The organism is Blastopirellula marina, from assembly GCF_002967715.1.
GTDB classification, from domain to species: domain Bacteria; phylum Planctomycetota; class Planctomycetia; order Pirellulales; family Pirellulaceae; genus Bremerella; species Bremerella marina_B.
The window spans coordinates 39386-64452 of sequence record NZ_PUIA01000001.1; the positions used below are offsets into that span (position 1 = coordinate 39386).

The 25067-nt window shown below is 54.6% G+C and carries 22 protein-coding genes; 12 read left to right on the forward strand and 10 right to left on the reverse strand.

What is annotated here, in order from left to right; all coding sequences use genetic code 11:
- Positions 1 to 44 precede the first annotated feature (44 nt).
- Positions 45 to 974, reverse strand: a complete 930-nt coding sequence (locus C5Y96_RS00175) for an ABC transporter ATP-binding protein (RefSeq protein ID WP_105349532.1) — start codon at positions 972 to 974, stop codon at positions 45 to 47.
- Between the two features lie 496 nt (positions 975 to 1470).
- Here C5Y96_RS00175 and C5Y96_RS00180 point away from each other — a divergent pair, with 496 nt between their 5' ends.
- From C5Y96_RS00180 to C5Y96_RS00190, 3 genes are all read left to right on the forward strand, one after another.
- Positions 1471 to 2481 (forward strand): DUF1559 domain-containing protein, encoded by a 1011-nt coding sequence (locus C5Y96_RS00180; protein ID WP_105349533.1) that lies wholly within the window; start codon positions 1471 to 1473, stop codon positions 2479 to 2481.
- 237 nt (positions 2482 to 2718) lie between these two features.
- Entirely contained in the window at positions 2719 to 3732 is a 1014-nt protein-coding gene (locus tag C5Y96_RS00185; RefSeq protein ID WP_105349574.1) for a DUF1559 domain-containing protein, read from the forward strand.
- A 428-nt stretch (positions 3733 to 4160) separates the two neighbouring features.
- Entirely contained in the window at positions 4161 to 5642 is a 1482-nt protein-coding gene (locus C5Y96_RS00190) for a bifunctional folylpolyglutamate synthase/dihydrofolate synthase (RefSeq protein WP_105349534.1), read from the forward strand.
- Here the strand turns inward: C5Y96_RS00190 and C5Y96_RS00195 are convergent, their stop codons facing one another.
- Both C5Y96_RS00195 and C5Y96_RS00200 read right to left on the reverse strand, forming a co-directional pair.
- Positions 5643 to 7385: an adenylate/guanylate cyclase domain-containing protein gene (locus C5Y96_RS00195; RefSeq protein ID WP_105349535.1), complete on the reverse strand. Its 1743-nt coding sequence runs from the start codon at positions 7383 to 7385 to the stop codon at positions 5643 to 5645. It lies immediately after the preceding gene.
- A 13-nt stretch (positions 7386 to 7398) separates the two neighbouring features.
- The gene (locus C5Y96_RS00200) at positions 7399 to 9600 is read right to left on the reverse strand and encodes a protein kinase domain-containing protein (protein WP_158261014.1); all 2202 of its coding nucleotides are present in this window, start codon (positions 9598 to 9600) and stop codon (positions 7399 to 7401) included.
- Positions 9601 to 9762: 162 nt separating this feature from the next.
- Between C5Y96_RS00200 and C5Y96_RS00205 the strand changes: the two genes are divergently transcribed.
- On the forward strand, positions 9763 to 10986 hold the full coding sequence (locus C5Y96_RS00205; RefSeq protein WP_105349537.1) for an amidohydrolase family protein: 1224 nt from the start codon (positions 9763 to 9765) through the stop codon (positions 10984 to 10986).
- A 181-nt stretch (positions 10987 to 11167) separates the two neighbouring features.
- Positions 11168 to 12271 (forward strand): lipid-binding SYLF domain-containing protein, encoded by a 1104-nt coding sequence (locus C5Y96_RS00210; RefSeq protein WP_158261015.1) that lies wholly within the window; start codon positions 11168 to 11170, stop codon positions 12269 to 12271.
- Between the two features lie 88 nt (positions 12272 to 12359).
- Here C5Y96_RS00210 and C5Y96_RS00215 read toward each other — a convergent pair whose 3' ends face one another.
- A complete protein-coding gene (locus C5Y96_RS00215) occupies positions 12360 to 12785 on the reverse strand; it encodes a secondary thiamine-phosphate synthase enzyme YjbQ (RefSeq protein ID WP_105349575.1) in 426 nt (141 codons plus the stop codon).
- A 705-nt stretch (positions 12786 to 13490) separates the two neighbouring features.
- Between C5Y96_RS00215 and C5Y96_RS00220 the strand changes: the two genes are divergently transcribed.
- Positions 13491 to 13715, forward strand: coding sequence for a hypothetical protein (locus tag C5Y96_RS00220; RefSeq protein WP_105349539.1), 225 nt, complete (start codon positions 13491 to 13493; stop codon positions 13713 to 13715).
- Between the two features lie 330 nt (positions 13716 to 14045).
- Here C5Y96_RS00220 and C5Y96_RS00225 read toward each other — a convergent pair whose 3' ends face one another.
- From C5Y96_RS00225 to C5Y96_RS00250, 5 genes are all read right to left on the reverse strand, one after another.
- A complete protein-coding gene (locus C5Y96_RS00225) occupies positions 14046 to 14291 on the reverse strand; it encodes a carbon storage regulator (RefSeq protein WP_105349540.1) in 246 nt (81 codons plus the stop codon).
- A gap of 636 nt (positions 14292 to 14927) precedes the next feature.
- Entirely contained in the window at positions 14928 to 15866 is a 939-nt protein-coding gene (locus tag C5Y96_RS00235; protein WP_158261016.1) for a PmoA family protein, read from the reverse strand.
- Positions 15867 to 15981: 115 nt separating this feature from the next.
- Positions 15982 to 16737, reverse strand: a complete 756-nt coding sequence (locus C5Y96_RS00240) for a hypothetical protein (protein ID WP_105349543.1) — start codon at positions 16735 to 16737, stop codon at positions 15982 to 15984.
- Between the two features lie 97 nt (positions 16738 to 16834).
- Positions 16835 to 17857: an endonuclease V gene (locus C5Y96_RS00245; protein ID WP_105349544.1), complete on the reverse strand. Its 1023-nt coding sequence runs from the start codon at positions 17855 to 17857 to the stop codon at positions 16835 to 16837.
- A gap of 11 nt (positions 17858 to 17868) precedes the next feature.
- Positions 17869 to 18285, reverse strand: coding sequence for a VanZ family protein (locus C5Y96_RS00250; protein WP_105349545.1), 417 nt, complete (start codon positions 18283 to 18285; stop codon positions 17869 to 17871).
- Positions 18286 to 18455: 170 nt separating this feature from the next.
- On the opposite strand from C5Y96_RS00250, the gene C5Y96_RS00255 reads away from it, so the two are divergent.
- From C5Y96_RS00255 to C5Y96_RS00270, 4 genes are all read left to right on the forward strand, one after another.
- Positions 18456 to 19412, forward strand: coding sequence for a GDP-mannose 4,6-dehydratase (locus C5Y96_RS00255; RefSeq protein ID WP_105349546.1), 957 nt, complete (start codon positions 18456 to 18458; stop codon positions 19410 to 19412).
- Positions 19413 to 19513: 101 nt separating this feature from the next.
- On the forward strand, positions 19514 to 20155 hold the full coding sequence (locus C5Y96_RS00260) for a DUF1080 domain-containing protein (RefSeq protein WP_105349547.1): 642 nt from the start codon (positions 19514 to 19516) through the stop codon (positions 20153 to 20155).
- Positions 20156 to 20275: 120 nt separating this feature from the next.
- A complete protein-coding gene (locus C5Y96_RS00265) occupies positions 20276 to 20521 on the forward strand; it encodes a hypothetical protein (protein WP_146115455.1) in 246 nt (81 codons plus the stop codon).
- 238 nt (positions 20522 to 20759) lie between these two features.
- A complete protein-coding gene (locus tag C5Y96_RS00270; RefSeq protein ID WP_105349549.1) occupies positions 20760 to 21164 on the forward strand; it encodes a hypothetical protein in 405 nt (134 codons plus the stop codon).
- 207 nt (positions 21165 to 21371) lie between these two features.
- Here C5Y96_RS00270 and C5Y96_RS00275 read toward each other — a convergent pair whose 3' ends face one another.
- The gene (locus tag C5Y96_RS00275) at positions 21372 to 22148 is read right to left on the reverse strand and encodes an AraC family transcriptional regulator (protein ID WP_105349550.1); all 777 of its coding nucleotides are present in this window, start codon (positions 22146 to 22148) and stop codon (positions 21372 to 21374) included.
- Positions 22149 to 22778: 630 nt separating this feature from the next.
- On the opposite strand from C5Y96_RS00275, the gene C5Y96_RS00280 reads away from it, so the two are divergent.
- Both C5Y96_RS00280 and C5Y96_RS00285 read left to right on the forward strand, forming a co-directional pair.
- Positions 22779 to 23783: a DUF1559 domain-containing protein gene (locus C5Y96_RS00280; RefSeq protein ID WP_409994405.1), complete on the forward strand. Its 1005-nt coding sequence runs from the start codon at positions 22779 to 22781 to the stop codon at positions 23781 to 23783.
- Between the two features lie 463 nt (positions 23784 to 24246).
- Complete coding sequence (locus C5Y96_RS00285) at positions 24247 to 25035, forward strand: hypothetical protein (protein ID WP_146115456.1); 789 nt, start codon at positions 24247 to 24249, stop codon at positions 25033 to 25035.
- Positions 25036 to 25067 lie beyond the last annotated feature (32 nt).

Genomic DNA, 25067 nt, shown 5'->3' on the forward strand with positions numbered 1-25067 from the left:
ATGATTCGCGTGGAAGGTTGGGCCTAGGTGCGTAGGCGACGGGACTAAGAACGGTCCGAACCGGCACGGCGACCAGGTCGGGCTTCACTCTCGCGGACGATATTCAGGAAGAGTTCTTCCAGCGTGGTGGTTGGGTTCTCGACCGAGATGTTCTCGGCATGTTCCCGTTCGAGGATTGCTCGGATTTCAGCCTTGGCTTCTTCGCTGACCCCTTTAGCGCGGATCTGCGTTTCGTCGCTGACCTTCAGCAGGGCATCGACGCGGCCGAGTTCTTTCAGTTCGCCTTGGTGCAGAATGGCGATACGGTCGGCAACGTCCTGCAGGTCGGCCAGTTGGTGGCTGGTGACCAGGACGGTTTTGCCTTCGTCCTTCAATTTCAGGATCAGGTCTTTCATCTCGCGAATACCGATCGGGTCCAAACCGGTGGTCGGTTCGTCGAGGAAGATGAGCTCGGGGTCGTTGATCAGGGCCTGGGCCAGACCAATACGACGGGTCATACCCTTGGAGTATTCCTTCAACTGGCGGCGTTCGGCCCACTTCAGCCCGACCATCTCGATCAGGTCGTTGACCCGCTTCTGGCGAACATCGGCTGGCATGTTGAACAGCTGGCCGTAGAAGTTGAGCGTTTCGCGGGCATCGAGAAAGCGGTACAGGTACGACTCTTCCGGCAGGTAGCCGATACGTTCCTTCGTGGCGATGCTGGACGGATCTTGCCCAAAGACCAGGGCCTGGCCGCTGGTAGGGAAGAGCAGACCTAGCAGAAGCTTCATCGTGGTCGACTTGCCGGAACCGTTCGGCCCCAACAGGCCGAAGATTTCGCCGCGACGCACTTCCAGGTCGAGTGCCTTGAGGGCTCGGACTTTTTGACGTCCCCAGAAGTCGCGGTAAATCTTGGTCAGATTACGCGTTTCAATGATGACTTCGTTGTCGGACGAGGATTTAGACGCTTGCGGTTGAGTTTCTACCGATGCCATGGAACCTGTTTCAAGCCACGGTGGTGCTTAATAGTGAGGAGGAAAGGATTAGCAGTGGATGATGGCGTGCCGATGTGCCTTACAAAGAGGGCGTTTCGAGCCGATATCCCCTGTTTACGCAGTTCAGCCAGCTTGGTTCGGCTAGCGGTGGCTGCTTTTCTCTTTCCTTCTGCCTAAGGAAGAACAAAAGAGGGAAAAGTCCGACTATAAATCCGCTGTGCCAAAGTGACAAGGAACCAAGCTGGCGTCTGGCCGGGACTTCACACGATCTTCCCTACTTAATGTCCGACTTCTACCGCTTATAGGGGCCAGGATTGGGTTTAGGTCCCCCTCTTCGCCAATCGGGGGTAAGGGGAATAGTTCGAGATTAATTAGGTGTGAATCCCCCGTCAGGTCTATTAAATGGACTGAGACTTTGTATCATAAAGCCCTGCTTTGTTGGCCTATCGAGTTCTCAACTCCCACAGTGATCCCGTATAGAGAAGGCCCCCGCCGGATGAAGAGAAAAGGTTTTACCCTTGTTGAATTGTTGGTTGTGATTGCCATCATCGGCATTCTGATTGCACTGCTCCTACCTGCCGTACAGCAGGCTCGTGAAGCCGCTCGGCGGATGCAGTGCACCAATCAGCTGAAGCAATGGATCTTGGCTACGCACAACTACCACGACACATTCACCAAGTTTCCGACGAGCTTTCAGGGCGGAAACAATCAGTGGTCGGCTCAGGCTCGTTTGCTTCCTTTCCTGGAGCAGAAGGCCATCGAGACCGAGATCGATTACAGCGTCGACTACCACGAATACCACTACGGCGGTTCGCGCGAGACACTGATTAATGGTATTCCGCTGCCTGCATTGCGAATTGATGCTCTGCTTTGCCCTTCGGAAGTGAAGGATCAGCAGCGACTTGATAGCTCGGGACGTCCCGAGAACTACCCCCTGAACTACGCCATCAACATGGGTGTCTGGTACGTATTTAATGGATCCAGTGGGGGTGAAGGGGCGTTCGTTCCCAGTAAGAATCTACGAATGGCGGATATGACTGATGGGACCAGCAACACCATGGGATTCTCCGAGGTGAAGGCCTACACTCACTACGATCGCGACAGCGCGACCTACGGAACCGCCGAGATCAATTCGTTCCCGAATGTCGCTTCGTATATCGAGTCGACCGTGACCACCGCGACCCGAAATTCAGGACACACCGAGTGGGTCGATGGTAAGACGCATCAAACCGGTTTCACCGCTTTCTTCCCGCCCAATACCGACTTTAACATCGGTGCCGGTCGTCCAACTCCAGCCGACTTCACCAACAATCGTGAAGATCGAAGTGGCCTGAGCTCGAATCCGACCCTGGCGGCCGTAACTGCCCGCAGTTACCACCCTGGCGTCGTCAATGTGGCGTTCATGGATGGCTCGGTTTCGCGTGTGACGGACACGGTTAACCTGAGTGTCTACCGAGCCGCGGCAACCCGAAACAACGGCGAAGTCTTAAATCGCAACGACCTGTAGCGATTGTTGTTGAGACCGAGTCTGAGCCTTAAAATCAGCATCGCCACCTCGAAAATCGTTCCGAGGTGGCGTTTTTTAATGCCTGAGCTAGCCCCGCCTGCTAAAATAACGACGAAAATCGTAGCAAAATCACTCGGTTTATGTGGCATAGGTGGGTATCATTCATGTACCTAGCGCGGGGGAAAGTTTCTTGTTCCCCCCTACTCCCTGCCTGAGCTTTTCCAAGGGTCGTCTCGAATGAAACATCGTCACGGTTTCACGCTTGTCGAATTACTCGTTGTGATCGCCATTATTGGTGTGCTGGTCGGGCTGCTGATGCCGGCTGTGCAGCAGGCACGCGAATCGGCTCGGCGAATACAGTGCACCAATAATCTTAAGCAGCTTTCGCTGGCATGTCTTACCTATCACGATACCTATGACTCGTTTCCCCCATCGTGGGACAACGGTGGCCAGTGGTCAGGGTTTGCCCGACTTTTGCCATTCATCGAACAAGGCCCGCTGGAGGCAGCCATCGATTGGGGAACCTCTTACACGGCCTATCAATCGAACGGATCGGCCTCGAACGTCTTGAACGTGGGTGTTCCTCTGCCGGCGATTGAACTCGACATGCTCAAGTGTCCTTCCGAGGTGAACCTCCGCTCGGTCGACGTCACTGGTGATGGTATTCCAGATCACTTCCCGTCGAACTATGCGATGTCGATCGGAACCTTTTTGGTTTATGACGGGTCCCAGTCGGGCGACGGGGCTTTCGGAGCGAATCGCTTTACACGGATCGCGGAATTCGCCGACGGTACCAGCAACACAATGGCACTTTCGGAGGTGAACGCGTTTACGCGATTCCACTCATCTTCGGTCTACGACAACTCGACCGGCATTCCGGCCCTTTCCGCGGTCGCTGGTGAAATCAACAGCAATGTGACCTCGAGCACGGCTCCGGCAGGGCATACGCAATGGGTTAGTGGCAATGTCCAGCAAACGGGTTATACGGCGTTTTTCACCCCGAATACCATCTTTAACATCGATGGTCGTTTGCAGCCGGCCGACTTTGTGAACAACGCGGAAGGTGCTGGGGACGTTGATCAGAACCCTTGCATGGCAGCCGTCACGGCTCGTAGCTTCCACCCTGGCGTGGTCAACGTCGCGTTTGTCGACGGTAGCGTGAGCAAGGTTACCGAAACGGTTGACCTAAACGTCTACCGCACGATCGCCACTCGATTTGGTGGCGAGGTCTCGCTTCGCAATAAGTTGTAATCGCCTGGACGCCTGGTTTGCGTAGGAACTTCAAAAGGTCGTTTGTACAAATTGCAAACGTTACAAATGGGAACGCTCGCGCTGCTAGCAGAAATTTTGCGAGACAATTTGTAACCCGTTGAAATCAAACGCTTTGTAGTTTTCGAGGAAAGATTGTTGGCAGGTTTGGCACGCCTGATGCTTTGCTCTAGGACAAGCTCGTACGAAATGTTCCCCCGAACGTCATCGTGCAACCTCCAACTTTTCGTTTCGTCCGTCCAACGAAACGAACCCCCGTTAACCAAAACGTCCGTCTCCTGACTCAGGCCGGTTCACCCCGCAGTGAACCGGCCTTTTTTTATTCTTGGCCCGCGCGTTCAGTTTGCCGTTTTCACCGTGGGAACAGTGGATGCCGGTGAGGCAGAGCCCCTTTTTCGTTAAGATAGGAAGTGACATTCGTTGCCACTACCCGCTTCCGCTCCGAGAAAGTCACCTCGTTGGACGCCAGTCAATCCGTTACCGATTCGCAACAGTACCAGGAAGCACTGGACTGGTTGTTTCAGCGGATCAATTACGAGCGAACCACCGACATTCCCTACCGGTCGCGGAATTTCAAGCTCGATCGGATGCAGGCCTTCCTGCAGCGACTGGGGGACCCCCAAAACCAGCTAAAGATCGTGCACGTCGCCGGTACGAAGGGAAAGGGATCGACCTCGGCGTTTCTTTCCAACATTCTGTGGAAAGCAGGCTACCATGTCGGGCGGTTCACCTCGCCCCACCTAGAGAGGCTTGAAGAACGTTATTGGCTCGACGGAGGGAACTGCACTGCCGAGGACATTATCGGGCTGGTGAATGCCGTTCGCCCGGTTGTGGCTCAGATGGACGAGTCCGCCAGCGCCGACGACCGTCTGACTTTCTTTGAGATAACCACGGCGATGGGCTTTCTGCTGTTTGCCGAGCGAGGCGTGGACTTTGCTGTGATCGAAGTGGGCTTGGGTGGCCGACTCGATTCGACCAACGTGTGCCAACCACTGCTGTGCATCATTACCAGTATCAGCCGCGATCATACGGCCCTTTTAGGAAACACTCTCGCAGAGATTGCCGGAGAGAAAGCTGGGATCATCAAGCCAGGCATCCCGGTCGTCAGTGGTGTGATGGCCGCGGAAGCTCAGCAGGTGATCATCGACGTTTCCCGGCGGAACGATTCGACGCTCGAACAACTCGGCGATCAGTTTACCAGTGTTCCTTTGCCCGACTCTTGGCAGAAAGCGGAGGCCGCTGGGCTCTTTCAGCAGGCGTTTGAATTCCAGTGGCACGCGAAACCGAAGCAGCAGCTGGCAATTGGCGTTAAGGGAGATCACCAGGTTGCCAACGCTGGGCTGGCCATTGCAGCCGTTGAAAAGCTGCGCGAGATGGGGCACGCGATTCCGCCGGAAGCCCTGCCGACCGGGCTGATCACAACGCAACTGCCAGCACGCATTGAATGTTTATCGGAGCGTCCGGTGGTAATAGTCGATGCGGCTCACAACGATGCTTCAGCTGCTGCGCTGGTAACGGTTTTGAATAAGCATTTCCCGGATCGACGGCGTCACCTGGTCTTTGCTTCCAGTGGCGATAAGGATCATGCCGCCGTTCTCTCGCATTTGCTCGGGGTGTTTCATCAGGCCTGGCTCACTAAATATGGTTTCAGCAGCAGGGCCACCAGTCCCGAACAGCTTCTGAAGGTGATCGAGTCGATCGAGTGCGATCGCTCGCTGCCGATATATACGGCCGACGAGGCCAAGGTCGCGTTTCATGAAGCGTTGGCAGCGACCGGTAAGGACGATGTGCTGGTCGTCACTGGTTCGTTCTTTATCGCGGCCGAGTTCAAACGCTTCTGGCGCGAGATGGGTGCCGATACGCAGCCGGCGGCTTCTCCGGCGACGCGGTAGCTACTTGGTGTGTCGCTCGATGGTGCCGCTCCAATCAGCAGGGCATTGATTCTCGTAGCTCTGCATAAACTGCAGCAGAAGGTTGCGCGGACCGAACTGCATAGGCAGCGACTCAAGCGTCGAGATCGCCCGCGGCCAGTTGCCTTCCTCGAACGAGATCAGCCCCTGCGAAAAATTCGGCAACCAGGGGAGTTCGCCGGAATTGATCGTGAAGATCTGCGTCGTTTGCCGCAGCCCCGACAGCCGAAAGCTTCCCAGGCGTAAGAACGTATTCGGGGGCATCGACGGATGGCTTTGCAGTTGGACGGCGGCCTGTTCATCCAGCAGAAGGGGAATGCCCAGCGGTTTGGTCATGCCTTCGATTCGCGAAGCCAAATTGACGGGAGGACCAAAGGCGGTCACTTTGACCTGGTCGCGGCTACCGATCATGCCGGCAACCGCTTGCCCGGCGGCAATACCAATGCCGGCTTGGGCTGGTGTATCGCTGCAAAGGAACTCGGTCCCGGCGAGCGCTTGCACAATCTCCCAGGCAGCTTGAATGCAGCCTAGCGGGTTCTCGGATGTCGCAATGGGCCAGCCCCAGAAGCCCATGACCGCGTCCCCATGGAAATCGCCGATAACTCCCTGCTGGGCCAGGATTGCCGAAGTAATGATCGAAAGGGTTTCGCTGGTCTGATGCAGGTAAGGAATCAGGCGATCGATGTTCTCTTCCGTGGCGGTCGAGAAACCCCGCAGGTCGCAAAACAGGACCATCAAGCCAGCTTCTCGCGGAGCCAGGTAACTTTCAATGTCGGTCGAAACCTGATCCAAGAGACCCGGCGTGAAGAACTGGTTCAACTGCGATTGCCGGCGTTCGAGGGCCATGTTGCGCGAGAGATTAGCGAACGTCGAACCGACCAGTTCCGCAAACTTGATGTCGTCTTGCAGGATCTCGACCTCGGATAGATTGCCTTCGAGCCGTGCTCGCCTGCCGGAAATGTACAGCGCGGCCGCTTGATGCAGCTTGATTTCCAAGGGAATGCACATCGCCCAATCATGCCCGGCGATTTGCGTGAATTCAGCATCAGCCGGGTCGGGTTCGTTGGGCCAGACATGCAAGACACACATCTGAGAACCGATCGCGTTCTCGATCAGGCTTTGGCTCGAACCCCCCGGCGTCGATACGCCGTCGCGACTGTCCCAGGCAATCGGGGAGAAGCTATGAGGCTCGTCTTTGGTGGTCTGTTCCAGAAGCTGAACATCGGTGGCGTGCGGAATGCCATGTAAAAGCTGCTGTAGTGTGATCGTGATGAGCTGTTCGTGGTCGGTCGAAGCGGTCATCTTCGAGACCAAATCGGTCAGCATCTCGATCCGGCCCGGCGTTTTGCGAAAAGAGGTTCGGCGGATCTCTTCGGGGCGGATGGTGACTTCGGTGCGGGGGCTGCGATGCGGCAACGGCATCGTCGGCTCGGAATCTTCCAGAAGAAACTCGGTGTGCCCAATGACGAAATGCTCGCCTGGGTCGAGCATGAACGAGATACGCGGCCGCGAATCATAAAAGATCGGGTTGCCAGCTTCTTCGAACTTCCGGATCTCCAACTGCACGCCGTTCCAGTTCAGTTGGGCATGCTTCGACGAGACCTGCTTGTCCCACGAGATGGGATAGGACGGTGTCGAACGCCCCAGGACAAACGGCTGATTGGGAACCAGCCGTCGTCGCCAACGCTGCGAGGAAAGCGTATCTCGGGCGAACAATTCAGCCATTCTGGCCCCTGGATTATGGTTTCTTGCCTGTCTTGGCCGGCGCGATAATCGTCGTCAATTCATGGGGTGGAATGACACTGCTTGTATCGCCGATGGCCATGGCTCCGACTTTCACGCGACGCAGAGCCCTTACCACAAAATACCATAGCGTCAGAATGACGAGAATAATCAAGCTGGCCGCCAGGATGGCCTGTCGCGAAAGCTGATCGCCCAGTTCGTAGATCGGTTTCACGGCAAACCGGTGGTCTTCCTGCACCACCACGACCAGGCCGGTGGAACCGGGGTCTTGCTCGGTTTGTTGCGTTCGATGAGGCAGCGAGACACGCTTAGCAGCGAAGATCCACGACTTGTCATACTCTTTGCCGAGGTTGTCGCGACCAATCGGATCTTGGCCAACGACCGGAATTCCGGCTTCGAACTTGCCAAGCTTAACGCGGTACTTGTCCTCTTCCGAAAAGCGGATCGGGACGATTTCGCCTTGTTCGAGCAACTTGTCAAAGAGGGGGTGCTGCAGGATGACTCCTTGGGTGGGGGCGTCGCGTCCGTCGACCAAAACGGCAAACTGATGTTCGGCCGGTTCCAGGCTCGTGAACTTCCCAACGTCGATCGACATCGCCACGATCCCCACGATCTTGCCATTGGTACGCAGGGGAGTCGACATGGCGACCTTCCACGTCCCCGACGCGGTACTGAGGAACACGGCCGAAAGGTGCGTATCGTGGATCGGCTCTGGCGTAGGGTCTGTCGGCGCGAGATCGGCACTGCCCCCGTGGAAATACGTTCGATAGCCGAAATAACCACCAATGGGCGACACGGACGGATCGACGTCGAACGACGAGGCGATATGAAATCCTTGGGCATCGGTCACGAACCAACTGGCCGTGTTCTTTTGCGAAGGAAGCTCGAACTGGGCGCGGATTCGCTTCTGCAACGCTTGCCGCTTGGGGTGTTCTTGAAACGCAATGCGTTCGGGGGTCTGATTTGCCCCGGTGGCCCGCTCTTCGTGTAGCTTTTCCAGTAGCTTGCTCAGGTCTGGATCGTAAACGGTATTGAGATAGAGGTCGACGAATTCGGGGTCCGTTGCAAGACGTTCCACCTCTTTGAAGCGATCTTCGATCGCGTTGGAGACGTTCGTGGCGGCTAACTCGGCCGCGAAACGATTGCTTTCGTACGTCTTGGCAATCATGGCGTTTTCGCTGGTACGCATGACAGCCTTGTAGTTCTGCCAGCCGAAGAACAGGCCAATGGTCAGCAGGATGGCCGGCCCCAAGATCCCCAGCAGGATAAGTGGGCGGCGGTAACGATTGCGCTCTCGCTCGTTCAACGCATCGAAGATTTCCTGAACATTGCGATATCGTTCGCGTGGATTGACCGCAATGGCCCGGTCGATGAGATGGACCAGTTCGCGATCGATACCGCGGATCTTCTTGTGTGCCTCTGGCGGAGGGGAAATCGCAATGACCCGGCGGTATTTTTCCAGGCGATCGCGTAGCCCTGATGTCGAGTCTATTTCTCCAACACTGGAAGAAGAGCGAAACGGAGGCTCGCCAACCAGCATCGTATAGAGCAGGGCCCCTAATGCATACACATCCCAGCGTACGTCGGGCGAGGCCTCGATATCGGCTTGTTCCGGGGCCATGAAGAACAAGGTTCCCAGAGCCGGTCGCTGGTCGTTAGAGAGCCGCGATTGGCCGAAATCGGCGATACGTGCCTTTCCGTCCTGGTCCAATAGGATATTGGCCGGCTTCAGATCACAATGGAAAATGCCTTTCCCGTGAGCATGCAACAGACCAATGACGACGTCTTTGAACGTTTGAATCGCGGCCTCGATTTCCATGGCTCCCCCTCGACGCAGGAGATCTTCCAGCGAACCATTGGGAAGGTATTCCATGACATAATAGGGAGGTTCCGCGTTCCAGCCCACTTCCAGTAACTGGACGACGTAGCGATCGGCCGACAGGAAGACGAGTTTCTCGACTTCCGACGCAATCAAGCTTTCGTCCAGGGCCCCACGGTGGTGGTAGATTTTGATGGCGACCCGGCGACCGGTGTTCTGGTCGGTGGCGACCCAGACCTCGCCGTAAGCTCCGCGCCCCAACAACGAATCCAGATCGTAGCCAGGTATCTCACAAGGGGGGCGACCCTTGGGGCGGCTGAGATGTTTCGCCGCACTTAGTTGCCCCGGAGTTTGTTTTTGCGTTTCGTCGAGGCTCATAACATCGCAAGAGTTCGAAGATTGGGTAGATCGCCACATTTTACGGCCATTTTGCTTGAGTACCAATCACTACAAGTCCGCCCTTGCTGCTAGACAACAGAAAATGCCTTGCTAGGGTTATCCCTGGCTGGCAAAAAAAGTTGACAACGAAAGGAAAGTTTCATGCTTTGTCCCCCTCGTCGCCTGCGATCGCTGTGGTGTTTGCTGGTTGTTATTGCCAGCGGTGCGAGCGTCGCTTACGGCCAGAACGATGAGACCGACCCACCGCTGGATGGCGAAAATGGACGTCCGTTGGCCATTGGCGAGTTTCGCCCCGAGGCGATGCTGAAGGTCCGCCAGACGAATCTGACGCGAGCCAAGTTCCCCGTTGTCGACGATCACACCCACTTCCGCTATCGCTTGAAACACTCGCCTGAACAACTAGACGATTTCGTCGGGGTGATGGATCGCAACAATATCGCGTTATGTGTTAGTCTCGATGGAAAGCTGGGGGACGACTTCGACGCTCATGCCAAATACCTGTGGACCAAGTATCCCGATCGGTTTCTGATTTACGCGAATATCGACTGGCAAGGGGATGGAGACGCTGAGAAGCCTGAGACATGGGCCTGTCAGCGTCCCGAGTTTGGTCGGCGAATGGCCCTGGAACTGGCTGAAGTGAAGAAGAAAGGGGCCAGCGGGCTCAAGCTTTTCAAGCAGTTTGGGCTGGGATACAAGGATGCCGACGGATCGCTGTTGAAGATTGATGATCCTCGCTGGGACCCCATCTGGAAAGCCTGCGGCGAGTTGGGGCTGCCGGTGATCATTCATACGGCCGATCCCGAGGCCTTCTTCCGCCCGATCGACAAAACGAACGAACGCTGGGAAGAGTTATCGCGACATCCCGACTGGAGTTTCTACGGCGATAAGTTCCCGTCGCGGGAAGAACTGCTGGCGGCACGCAATCGGGTGATCGAGCGTCACCCCGAGACAATCTTCATTGGAGCCCACATGGCAAACGACTCGGAAGACCTGGCCATCGTGGCCCAGTGGCTCGAGAAATACCCGAATCTTTACGTCGAACCAGCATCGCGCATATCGGAACTGGGACGCCAGCCATACACGTCGCGTGATTTCGTGATGAAGTACCAGGATCGGATACTGTTCGGTACCGATGGTCCCTGGCCGGAAGAACGCCTGCACTACTACTGGCGGTTCTTCGAGACCTTCGACGAATATTTCTCCTACTCCGAGAAAGTCCCGCCACCGCAAGGGCTGTGGTACATCTACGGCATAGGATTGCCGGATGATGTTTTGAAGAAGATCTACCACGAAAACGCCGCGCGGATTATCCCCGGGGTCGATGTGAAGTTGAAGAAGTACGTCGTCTTTCACACCGAAGAGTAAGGGGCAGATGCGAACGGAATGGTATGCGATTCGTAGTACCTAAAAGGAGCCAGGCCCACTCAATCGTGGCAAATCGAGGTTTGTCCTTTGTTGCCGCTACGATACATTGGGCGAACCCAGGCTGTCGCCTCACTGCTACCAATGCTAGCGGCAGTTCATGTTCACGGAGGAGAATTCAAAAATGACCAGGCACACATCTGTTGCTCTTGCTGCAATCACCCTTTCGCTGCTTACCGTGCATAGTGCCCTTGCTCAGCAAGGTCGCGAAGACATGATCGTTCAGCAGGCCACCGGCGTCCTGAACGAAATCATGGCGATCCCCGCTAGTGGGATTCCACAGTCGATGCTCGCCAAGGCAGAAGGGGTGGTCGTCATCCCAAATATGATCAAAGGGGGCTTCGTCGTTGGCGTGCGTCATGGTCGTGGCGTGGTGATGATTCGCGACGAGAATCGAGCCTGGCAGCCACCTCAGTTCGTCACCATGACCGGTGGTAGCGTGGGCTGGCAAGCCGGTATTCAAGCTACCGACGTGGTCTTGGTCTTCATGACCCGTAACAGCATTCAGGGCTTGCTCAACGGTAAGTTCACCATTGGTGTCGATGCGGCCGCTTCCGCAGGGCCCGTGGGGCGAAATGCTTCGGCAGGGACCGATTTATCCCTGAAGAGCGAGATCTATTCGTACAGCCGCAGCCGAGGATTGTTCGTCGGGGCTTCGGTCGATGGCAGTTCGCTGCAGATCGATCCAGGGGCCAATCGAAACTACTACGCCAGCACCGGTTTAACACCAACCGGGCAGCCAGCGACCAACACGCCGGTACTGCCGGCTTCGGCGGCCGAACTGCTGACCACGCTGACAAAGTACTCCGACAACGTTTTGGTCGAACCAGCACAAGTCGGTGCCTATGAAGTCCCCCAGCAAACGGTCGAACTGACTCCGGCTATACCGCCGCAAAACAGTATCAGCGTCGATCAGTTGCGGATGGAGTTAGCCGCCGCCTCGAATCGCCTGGGGAGCATGCTCGACGACCAGTGGAAAGCATATCTCGGCTTACCTAAGCAGATCTACGAACAAGGTCCGCACCCTAATCCCCAGATCCTACAGGCCTGCATTGCCCGCTACGACCAGGTTGCCGGCAACGCCAATTATGCCCCGCTTACGCAGCGACCGGACTTCCAGCATGTACATGGACTGTTGATCACCTACACTGATGCCCTGGCGGCGATGGCGGCTGAAAACGGGGCGATTAAGCTGCCTCCACCGCCGATGCAGATCCCGGCCCAGTAGTGGCATATTCAAAAGATCATCCGACTAATGTCGAAGGGAGGTCCGTGCTGCGGACCTTCTTTTTTTTTGTGCCGTAAGTGGCCAGAAGCTAACTTCGCTCTCCCTGTATGGTTAGCACCAATCGACGGCCGCTGGCGTGGCTGCGGTGTTCGCACAGATAGATGCCTTGCCAGATACCCAGGTTCAGTTTTCCGTCGGTGATGGGAATGCTGAGGCTACTACCGATCATGGCCGCTTTGATGTGGGCAGGCATGTCATCGGGGCCTTCCAGCGTGTGGACGTAGGGGAAGTCTTCGTGAACGATCTTCGAGAAGGCCATCTCCAGGTCAATGCGTACGTCTGGGTCGGCATTCTCGTTGATACCCAGACTGGCCGACGTGTGCTGAATGAAGACATTCAGCAAGCCTACCGAGAATTCACGCAGTTCCGGCAGTTCGGCAAGGATCTCTCTGGTCACCAGGTGGAAGCCGCGCGAGCGAGCTCGGAGTGTGATTTCTTTTTGAATCCAGGTCATTTCGGCCCCCCAAGTGGACCTCTGGGCGAGGAAAAATTCGAAGCAAGGAAAAAAGTTTTGGCAAGGGGCCTTGCCGAGTAAACCATACAGCTTCACGGATCGGTCCAGTTTCGGCAACCCGTGCGGTGAACCATCAATGCAAGTTAAATCTCCATTAACAAGAAGCTAACGCCGCTCTAGCTGGTTGTTCTTAGAAGGTTTTTGCCTTTTGGGAAATCAAACATATCCTTTAGATCGGAAGGTAAGTCGTCGTTTGACCTTAGTAGGAAAACACGCCTTGCGGTAAGGCGCAGAAAATTCTATTGACACGTTAAGCGATCGATAAATAATCGTGTGCTTGATCAGACCTGAGGAGGATCCTTAGGGAAGATCAACGGCCAAATCTCAAGACACTCTCGACCCACAAAGAATTTATTGATTTTTAATGGTCGAAGTGGAGGTCGTCAGCATTACAAGCCGAGAACTGTTTGGGTCTGGAGCCCTTTAGTTCACTGCTTTCAAAACGCGAACATTTAACTCGTGTTGATGAAGCAGAGTCGGCAATGTGCTGTCTCACGAGCGAACGGATATTGCTCTTAATACCCGCAAAGGTTAGCTGGCAGAGTTTCTGCCCTGCTGGCCTTGATCGATATGAACCATCCGGCTGTGTCAGCCGTACCAAATCACGCCCAGTGCGCCCCTGTTTGAAAGTAGGTATTTACGAAGATGCAGAAGATCAAGAACGTTTTCGATGCGATCCTGAAGTTCGGCCACGATGAAGACTTCGTCCCAGATGCTGGTGATGAGTTTATCCCGACCGACGCTCCAGCTGGCTCTGAAGCCAAGATTGAAGTTCTTCGCCGTCGCGTCGAGCAAGGTCTGCCACTGTGGCACGACGAAGACCGTTGCGATTACTCCGGTTTGACGGGTGCCATCCGTCCTCGCGAGTAATTTAGCGAGAACGTATCGGATGATACAGGATGAATGAGGGGTGGTATATACCCCTCATTTTTTTATGCGCTGTGAGCAACTCTCGGTACGACTACTGATCTCGCACGTCTCGTAGGATGGCTACCAGCGTACTGGCAGACGGCCATCATTTCGTCCGCCTGACGCACCAAACTGGGAAGATGGCATTCGCTCTTGTTAGGCTGTAGCCACCCTACGTGTTCTGCAATCATGCCCGTCGCCGGCATGATGATCGCGGTTCCATGAACTTGCGTGTAGCGACTGGGCGTGCTCGCCTGCGTCCAAGTCGCTACCGCATTGCATGGAATCGCGTTAGGCCGCGATCCGCATCGGTTTGACAACCGGCTGGTTGATTTCCTGCGTGAAAACCAGCGTGATGCGTTCTTCGTCTTCGGCCTCAATCTGATCGTGCAGCTCCAGTTCGTCGCGCAGAATCAGTAAATTCGAAGGTGCTTGAATCCCCAGGCGAACCTTGTCAGCACCGACTTTAACCACGGTGATCAAGATCTCTTCGCCAAGTCGAAGCTTCTCACCTTCCTTGCGGGAAAGCACTAGCATATGAATAAACCTCCATGTTTATGCGTTTGTAAGAATGAAAGTAGGATCCAGCAATCTTGCGACAGTCGGCCAATCCATTGACCGAGGTCCTGATATCAGGCAGCCACCTGTAAGGCGGAAGCACTCGACAGTTGCGTTCTGAGGAACCGCTCGCCACTGGCTCCATAGAACAAAATTGTGTTGGTATCAGTCTCCCAGATTGCCGTGCATTTGACGCTCCGTGGTCCGTGCAAGCAAAAGTAGATCCCGCATGGATCTTGGGCTCGCACGATGACACGCTCGGTCATAGGGAATACGCCCGGCTCGAGTTGTTCTTTGTCACATAGAATCTGGTAAATGTACTGCCGAAGGTGTTCCAGCTGCGTGAAACACGGGGATTCAGCGGCCATAGGTTGGGGATGCTCCGTATCTATCCGGCTCAAACTCAATCGCCATCGAGAATGGGCTGGTTGGGTAACTTGGGTTAAGTGTTTGCAAAGTTAGGTATCGGCAGCATACGCGTCAAAGTTTGACATAGATAGACTAGGAAGTATGGGAAATTTGTTTCCCATGCGCGAACAAAAAGCCCAGGCAACCGAATTGCCTGGGCTTTGATCTATTTCCGAAGAATTAGCGAGATTTACGACGTGGACCGTCTTACTTCTTGACCTTTTCGTAGCGAGCAAAAGCAGCTGCGATTTCAGCGTCTTCGGTGGTTCCTTCGTGTAGCAAAACGCGATAGCGAAGGTTCATCGACTTACCAGGCTCGATCGTGTAGTCGCCTGACTTGGCGTCCTTGCCCACGAAGTCATGTACGCCGAAGGGATTCGCGGCGAACAGGCCGTATGTGCGGACGTGCCAGTACGTTGGATAGCCATAGCTGGAAGGATGGTTCATGATCGTGATGCCGACCGTCTTGTCCTTCACCGGTCCGTAGTAATCAACCCAGCCTGACTTCTTGCCCCAGGCATCTTTATCCTTCTGGCCGCTGTCATTGACGATGGTGCCCCCCTTCTTGGCATCGACTTTCATCGTGCCAGGGACACGGATACCGAAGGCACCTTCCTTCGTATCGCCAAAGGTGACCGGCTCGTCCCCAGCGGTGACGGTGATGTCGAAATCGAAGTACTGACGCCCTTCGTCTTGGCCGAACGTGATGCTGCGGCGATCGCGGCAAAGGATCTTGCCGTCAGGCGTTTCCCAGCGATTCAGCGAGACGATCTGAGCGTTTTCGCCATCAATAACCTTCTCAAACTTCTCATGAATGATCTGACCGCCAACGCCGTCCTTTTCCAGCCAGAAGTCGGTGCCGTTTACGTTGCCGTGGGTGAACCACACGCTGCGATGATGGGGGTGGTCGTCTCGCTCGCTCTCACCCACCGATTCGATCGGATAGCGACGCGTCATCGGCAGGCCGTCAGGGCCCAGCAGAGGGTACAGAATCGGCTTCGCGCCGCTCTTGATCAAATATCGGGTCAGAAGCTTACCGTCGTAATGAACGGTTAGGCCGTCGCTCTCTTCGACGATTTCATACGTTTCAGCCAAACAGGCAGACGAGAAGCCAACTAGTAGCAGAATGCTAAACAGACGGATCATGCGCGGCATATCCTTCGAAAACGGGTGGGATAGGTGAACAGTCCAACATGGGGAACTGTTCTCATCCTACCTGAGAGATATTCCGCAATCCAGCAACCCTCTACTTTTGAGCCGTTTAGAACGCTGATTTGACGTATTCATCGAAAGAAACGACTTTGGCTTTGCCCAAGTCGGTCTCAATCGATTGAATCAGCTGAGCGTCATCATTCTGCAGGTTCCAGCGGTATTCGTGGGTGCTACGCAGCGAGATGCTCTTGGTGGGGTCGGCATGCCGGATCGTTTTGCGAACTTCGGCCGGAACGGCCCCTTTGGCTCGGATCTGGTTGTTCAGTTCGATACGTGCTTGGGGCAAATCGCTGCCGGCACAGATGAAGTTCAGCATCGCAGACCAATCGCAGAATTGCCCGTAGGAATCAACCGTCGGCTGATCCTTTAGTGGGGTCAAGTCGGCCTCGTAGGTGAGCGGATCACCGGCCAGCTTCAGCACCTGATTCTGCGGATTGTAATTGGCCGCGAATTTCGGATCTTGCAGGAACGTCCAGAGAGGGCTCTCAGGGAAGTTTCCATGTGATTTGAAATAGGCCGAGTGCTGTAGCACGTCTTGTATGCTCATGGTGAGCTTAACCTGCCGCTGTGGATCCAACAGGGTAATTTGCCCTGCATCGTAGTCGATGATGGTTGCTTGCCGTGGCGGCGTGGTGACGACGTCGTAAACCTTTTTCCCCTGAAAAACCGTCTGATAGGTGACCGCAGGAATCCGAGCGTTACCTCGGTAGATCTGCGTGGTCACTTCAAAGTCGGCTGCGGCACTCACGCACACGATAGATGCCCAAGCGGTCAGTACGGCGGTCGATAGCGATGCAGTTTTCACGGGTTCGATCAGCTCGGCGAAAAAGTCGTTCAGGTGGGAAAGCTACGATTGCCGCGAACCATACCCAAATCGCCCAGCCGAGGTCCAGACGAATCGCTTATAACGTGCTAGCAATCTTGCGGCTTTCGCGATCGGCCCAGTAGATCGGTTCCGGCGAGCGATGTCCCGCCAGGCAACGCTCGATAATCGCCTTCATCGAGTCGTCGTCTATGCCGAAACCTCGTGAAACATAGATCGGATGTTTCGTCTTGGTATGCGGCATGATGGCATAACCGAGGATCTCGTCAGGCTCGTCCTTCGAAGCGACGATCGGTTCCCACTGGCCCACTTTTAGCTTGGGTACCTGGATCACACCGTAGATCAGCTTCTTGGCCACGCCAATGGTTGGGATGCCTGTGATCGCACCCAGCATCGTCGCAATCCCCATCCGCCGCGGATGCAGCCGTCCGTTGCCATCGATCAGTAGCACATCCGGCAGCGTGCCGGCGGATTGCATCTGGGCCAGAAGGTTCAGGTGCAGCGGTATCTCGCGAAAGGCCAGATAGCCGGTGATATAGGGGAAATTCGCGATGCCTGTGTAGGTGTGCGTGGCGATCTTCGTTTGTCCGCTGGATTTCAAAAGACAACAGGCCGAAACGGCTTGCTTCTTTCCATACGAGACATCGATCCCGCCAATCGTTTGAATCTTGGCAACCGCGAAGTCAGTTTCCACGGGACACTCAAAATCACGCTGCCAGGCCTTCAGCTTGGCCAGCGAAGGAACTATCGTCGGCAGTTGGGCGCGGTAGATCTTGAGATCGATGGAATCGTTAACGACCACAACCCCTTCGCCGCGAAGTAGCTCGATCTTCGCCTCAATACTTTCTGAGAAGTGCAGACCCACTTCCCCGGTCGAGCGAACAACACGGTGCGAAAGGTTTGCCACACCACAGGCCGGATCGAGCAGATAGGTCGCCACCCAGCGGCTCGCGACCGAGTCGCCCAGCGATTTCGCCAGATCACCATAGGTTGCCACCGAGCCCACTGGGATCGCGCGAACCAGTTGATCGACCTGGTCGATCAGATTCGGGATACCTGTTGCGAACGTGTTGGCAACTTCATGAAGATCAGTAGGGGCCATCCGAGCCGGACCTAGGGTTTCAGGGGGGACTCGCTAGCAGGCAGTTCCTGTTGCCCGCGACCACCTTTCGCCAAGCCAAACACGCAGATTCCCATGATCGCACCTAAGGTATCGGCCGCAAGATCGAGCGGGTCGGCCGTTCGCCCCGCTACAAACATCTGGGTCAGTTCGTCGAACATGCCTAACCCCACCAGGGCCAGCGCGACCGTCGCTGCCAACAGTAGCGACCAGCGGTAGTTCCAGGCAGTTGCAGCGAAGAGGGCCGTGAAGGCCAGAATCGCGTAAATACCGGCATGCACGAACTTATCGACGTGCGGGAACAACTGTTCCTTGTTGGGATCCATCGGCAAATGCGTCGCCGTGAAAGCAATCGCCCACAGTCCAATCAGGACGATGGTGGCTATCAGAGGGACTTTTCGCAGCGACATCAATGGATTTCCCGGCAGGTGAAAACGAGCAGTCTCCAGACTAATCGACGCCCTAGGGGCTCACAACCACGTTGTGTCTTGCGAGAATCGGCCCGAATTGAGTATGGTTTGTAGCGATTATAGGTTCTGGGAAATTTTCCTGTTCGCAAGTACAACCCCCAAATTAACGCATGGCCATTCTGATCACCGGCGGAGCCGGTTTCATTGGTAGTCACCTGACACAGATCCTGCTAAAGCAATCGGACGCGCAGCTCGTCACGATCGACAACTTCAACGACTACTACGATCCGGCGCTGAAGCGAGAAAACGTGAAGCCGGTCGCCAATGAGCCCCGCGTCACGCAGATCGAAGGGGACTTCTGCGATTCGGCGGCTATGAAGCGGCTGTTCGACGAGCACGATATCGACCAGGTCGTTCACTTGGGCGCGATGGCCGGCGTGCGAATCAGTGTGCAGAAGCCTGAGATGTATCAGCAAGCCAACGTGGCCGGGACCTTGAGCCTATTGGAAGCGGCCCGGCATCATCCGGTGAAGCGGTTCCTGCTGGCGTCGTCTTCCACGGTGTACGGCAAAGGGGCCGGTATTCCGTTTCGGGAAGATGCCCCGCTTGGCATTCCGGCCAGTCCATACGGCGCAACCAAGCGGGCCGCCGAACTATTGTGCCTGACCTATCACCAACTGCACGGCGTGCCGGCGGCGTGTCTGCGTCCGTTCAGCGTTTACGGACCACGACTTCGCCCGGACCTGGCCCTGACCATCTTCGCCAAGGCAGTCCACGAAGGGACCCCGATTCCCTTGTTCGGCGATGGCAGCATCCGCCGCGACTTCACCCACGTCAGCGACATTTGCCAAGGCTTCATTTCCGCTCTTACGGCGGAAGGGGTCGTCGGCCAGGAGATCAACCTCGGGCACAGCGACCCGATCGAGATGCGCCGCTTGATCGAGCTGCTCGAAAAGTCGTTCGACAAAAAAGCGGTTATCGATTACCAGCCTGAACGTCCCGAAGACTTGCCGATCACCTATGCCAATCTCGAAAAGGCGGAAAAGCTGTTGGGGTACGGCCCGAAAGTACTGATTGAGGACGGCATCCAGGAATACGTCGATTGGTTCCGCAGTTGGCACGGCTAATGGAATCGGGCCGGGCGGCTTGGTACGCTGGTAGAGTCCGCCGCTTCAGGCAATCATCGCCTGCAGCGGCACTTTCCTACTCGCCAACGAAGAATTCAGCTATGCGTACCGCCACCATTGCCTTCGGTCTTGCTCTCATTCTGATCGCTTCCACGACTCTCTCGGCCGAGGAAGCCAAAGAGAAGGCGAAGGCCAAGCCGCTGTTCGACGGCAAGACGCTCGAAAACTTCGAGGTCCCGCAGTTCGGCGGCGATGGTGAGGTCGAAGTCAAAGACGGCGTGATCAGCATGGGGCAAGGGGCCATGCTAACCGGCATCACCTACAAGCGAGACGACTTCCCGAAGACCAACTACGAGCTGACCTGGGAAGCCCGACGTACGATGGGGATCGACTTCTTCGCCGCCGCCACGTTCCCAGTGAAGGACAGCCACTGCAGCTTCATCCCCGGCGGCTGGGGCGGAGCGGTTGTTGGCCTGAGCAACATCGACGGGGAAGACGCCTCGGAAAACGAAACGACCACCTACATCGCCTTCAAAGACGACCAGTGGTACCAATTCAAAGTCCGCGTCACCGACAAAAAGATCGAAGCCTGGATCGACGACAAACAGGTGGTCGACGCGAACATCGAAGGCAAGAAGATCTCGACACGCAACGAGGTCGATCTATCGCACCCCATGGGAATCGCTGCCTGGCAGAGTGCAGCGGAGATTCGGAAGATTGAGTTACGCGAGCTGGGGAAGTAGTCTTTCATCTGCTGGCCGTCCTGGCCGACGCCGGTGAACCTCGACGTTGAGCAAACGTCCTATAGGCTCAGGCAATTTGCTTGTGTGCTTAGGATGTTATCGAAACAAGAGGAAGCCAGCATGGCGTTCCATCCCCAAACCGATCGCGCTCACCTGACGGTTATTTGGTGTGATCGCTGCTCACGAGCCGTCAACACCAACGACGAACGGGACCACTTTCACGCTGAGCAGTGCGGCGGATGTCGCAAGTTCAAGAGGGTTGACACCGACTGGGGTTGGTGCCGAAATCACGAGTCGGTCTACTGCGGCAGGTTGATGTTTGAACACGATACGTGTTCCCAGTGGCTTGAGGGAACGTGGGCTTAAACTTTCTACGTCGAAATACGCCTGTCCCGTTTTTCTTCACGTTAATGTTTGCTTTGGCGGAACGTGCTGTCCCATAATAAACCGCACAAATTGTTTGTAAGTCGACAATAAGGATCACATGTCATGGGCATTGGTGACATCATCATGGATTTCGTTTTGCGCCTCGATCTGGTAGGCCGAGACCTGGTCGACGTTATCATGAAACTGCTTAGCGAATCTTAGCAGTCGGATTTACACGATGTCCGATGAACCAGAGGAAGTAAGCCTCAACGACTTACGCCCGGGACCGATTCGTCATGAACCTCTCTCAGGCGAATTATTGGCCATGGCCCGGTTCACTTACGACCGCTTGGGAAAGTTTATTTACCCATCGTTTGAGCAGTGGGAATTGGGATTCTTGCGTGACGTTAACCCAGACCGTGAGTTGATTCTGTGGTTTCGGATGTCATATGCCTACGAGAATTACACGGAAAACAATCCTTCGGAAAATGTAGAAGAGATCTACAAGGATTTGGTCGGTCTATCTATAGGCGGTGAATGCGATACGGAACGGAAACTCGCACTTAACGCTCTTTGCAATTCAGATATTCCGGATGACTACGTAAGAAAGGCATTAGAGTTTGGCGGCTTTGAATCGTCTTAGGTGAAGGGCGAGGACCGCTTAGTGGTAAATCATCAACGCAAGTCTTACTTCTCACGCTCGGCAAAAACAATCCGACGCTCTTGCCGGTTGATGCCAATCAGGCCTCCAGTTACTTGGTCCGCAGCAATGCCTTGTCCGGGGAAGGGAGAGCCGAGCGTAGTGAAGGAAAGGTGTCAGGGCACCAGCTTAGCCGTAGGCTAGGCAATACTACGTATTGCCTGCTGCCCGAAAAGCGTTGCGGTATTGCGCAGGGGTGCTACCAGTGGCCGCTTTGAAATGGCGAGTAAGTGAAGCCTGATCGTAGAAGCCACAGTTTGTCGCGATTACGCCGAGAGGTAAATTCGTATCGCGTAAAGCGACTGCGGCTGCTTCAACACGTGCTTTGGTGAGCAGTTGCCTTGGGGTGAGGCCGGTCATGGTACGGACTCTTCGTGCGAACTGGCTGGCCGATAATCCTGCCTTGTGAGCCAGTTCCATTACCCGAAGTGGTTCTGCGTAGTTTTCATGCAGCAAAGAAATCGATTCGGCAATTGCGTCCAACTTCTCCTCTCGTGGGCCGGAGGCGACCAAAGAAAGGTCTCGCGAGATGCCACAGATAGCGAGAAACGTCCCGTCACTGTCGCTGATGAGTGTCTTCTGCGACACAAACCATCCAATCTCCCCATCACGACGGGTGACCATCTCCAAACGATCGTTCAGAGGCTTGCCACGAGATAACATTTCTTCGTCCTGTTGCTCGTAGCAGGCTGCGAGCTCTTTCGGGAACAGGTCAAACGCGGACTTGCCTAACAGTTCCGAACGCGAACGAACGCCGGCTGATCGAATGAATGCGTCGTTTCCGCCGATGTACTGAAGGCTGCGGTTCTTCACACAGAACAGAACATCATCTAACGCGTCGAACAGCTTTTCCGCTTCGGCGATGCCTGGAAATTTCTGGAAAATAAGTTTACGGGAGTGAAGCCCTTGCTGCTTTTCAGTTCGCATAGATGATTCTTACTGCAATCGCAAATGCTATAGAAGATGCATTCAACATGATTGTCTAAATTCCGCATCTATCGCCCGTAATTTAGACAGTCCCCTAAATGCGGTTCGCATTGGCAGATGTGATCAATTTTACGTTAATCGATCGATAGCCCTAATTTCGCCTATCGGGGCAAGCAATGCGGATTCTCGTCTCCCTCGTCGAGATGCATGGCATTCCCCAATAGATGGCAGGTCGCTTGATCACTTGTATTTGTGCGAAGCATACAAAGGAAGCATCTTATGTACGTATAAACCCGTGCAGCGGGTCGGGAGTTTCGCTCTTCTCTACTCTTTTATTGGGCGAACGCATTATTTAGAAGATCTTCAAATCGCCTGATTTCGAAGCGTGGGCATTTGCCTGCTGCGCGTGCCTAAAAGGCAAGCGTTGTATGAATTCCGCATGGACGATCGTGATAATCGCCACGACTTGAGTGTTGATTCTGGGATACCATAACTGCAGCGTTATTTATTCCCTCTGTCTGACCATCTGAGCTGATGCATACTCAGCCCCTGCATGCACGTCGTCCCATTGTCTTTATTATCTTTATTTTGATTATTAAGGAAAAATCCATGATTCAGTGTTCAATGCGGATGTTTGGTCATGCGCGACGTTTCGCGTTCACTTTGGTCGAGTTGTTGGTGGTGATCGCTATTATCGGCGTTTTGGTGGCTCTGTTATTGCCAGCGGTCCAGCAAGCGCGAGAAGCAGCACGACGAACAGAATGCCGAAACAATCTAAAGCAAATTGCGCTCGCTTCGATTACATTTCACGACACGTTCGGCTCGTTTCAACCTGGCGACGTCTCGGCAGATGGCAATTGCGGGCTATCTAATTCGTACCAATACAACAGTGGTGTAAGCTCGCTGGGTGTCTTATTGCCATATGTTGAGCAAGATAATCTCTACAACCAAATGGACTCGTGGAAGTCTGTCGAGCACCGCAAGGCAGGAAAAAAGGGAACCGCTTCCTGGTGTTATGGCTACGAGGGAGGTTATATGTACCACTGGAACTACAGTTCGAACCCAGGAACAAAAGCCGCGTCGAAAATACCAGTCAATGCATTTACCTGTCCCTCGGATACGTTCCGGGGTGATAAAGCCTATCTGCACTTGCAGGCCTGGTGCAAAGATGGCGGTTCGGAAGGATCGAAGTGCTCGGCCTCGGGTAGTTCGTATGACTTCTCAGGCTACGTCGGCAACACACAAGATTATGCATTGACCAGTTACTTGCCGGTTGGCGGATATCTCGGGAGGCTCGATAATACCAATGGCGCGTGGGCTGGGATTTTTGGTGGTTGGTCACAAACCAGGATACGAGATGTTACTGACGGAACGAGTAACACGTTGCTCTATGGAGAAACAACGGGAGGAGATACGTTGAATTTCACATGGATGGGGGCCGGAGCTTTTAACAGTGCCTGGGGATTGGAAAACCCACGCAGTGCAGATTGGTATCACAATTCTTCAGAGCATCCTGGAGGTGTGCAGTTTGCCATGGCGGATGGTTCGGTTCAGTTTATTCCAATCACTATCGACTACACGACATATATCGGTTTGGCAGGCTTGGCAGATGGCATCGTCGTAGGAGGCTACTAGACCCTTAGGAGGTGCACCGTGATCTAGTCGATTGTTTAAGGCACATCGGTATCTAGATCATCGGGATGAAGGTCGGGAGGGCACAGCCTCTATGGTCCTCCCGACCTTCGATCTTCTGTCTCTTGGTTCAATGCTGTTGGCTTCTTATTGAATAGGATATCTATATGAAGGTTTGTACCGGGCTCTCAAGTCGAGGCGTGTTCGTTTCCGCAATGCTTTGTCTCCTGGCAACGTGTGGTTGTTATTCAAGCCCTGAACCCGTTCCACACTCAGGTAAATCGCCTGAAGAACAATCAAACATGCGTGTTCCAAAAATGCCTAAATCTCCTTCTTCTTCACCCATGTCAATGCCGGCCCAGCCTGATGGTAATCCTGGCCGCTAGTCGGCCACGATATTTCCTACCCCCAACTGAATTTCAAACGCAAAGGTGGTTCCTTTATGAGCAGGAGTTATATACCCCCTTTGTCAATGTTGTTCGCCTGTTTTGTCGCAGCTTTCATTTCACCGGCCGTTGCGGAAAATCTCACTGTCGCCGAAGTGTTAAAGCCAGCTGAACTTGGTGACAGGTATGTGTTTGAATTGAAATGCGCGCGTGATCCTTTCAGTGTGAAGTGCACATACGGAACGATCAAAGGAGACGGCGTAAACGAAGAACAGTTAGTCGAATATCTGAAGGTGTTTCTGCCGGAGATTAAGCTGTATCCTTCACAGTGTTTCCAAAAGGCCAAAGTCCGAAACATTATCCTGTGTAACGGTCTTAAATTCGATGGACAGAAACGCAGTGCCATTCCGGACTGGGAGAACGACACGCTTTACTACGATGTCGTGTATTGGGAGCCAGTTGAATACAAACAACTCGTCATTCATCACGAGTTGTTTCATATGGTGGATGTCCACGACGATGGTCGCCTATACCAAGATGATGCCTGGAAACGGTTGCTGCCGGAAACGTTTAAGTATGGGAATGGGGGACGAAATGCGATGGGTGATAAAACCATGTCGTTGCTTACGGACGATGTGTCGGGCTTTGTCACTAAGTACTCTACAACAGGTGTGGAGGAGGACAAAGCAGAAACGTTCGCCCATATGATTCTGCACCCGCGGTATCTGGCTAAAAGGGCCCAATCCGAAGGCCTACTTGAAGCAAAGATGTTTCAAACGAAACGCCTGCTCAAACAGTTTTGCCCGGAAATGGGAGACGATTTCTGGAAGCAGGCTGCCAGCATTTCGCGGCCCGACGATATGAATTAATAATAAGAGGGAGCAGGGACCTCTTGGGGTTT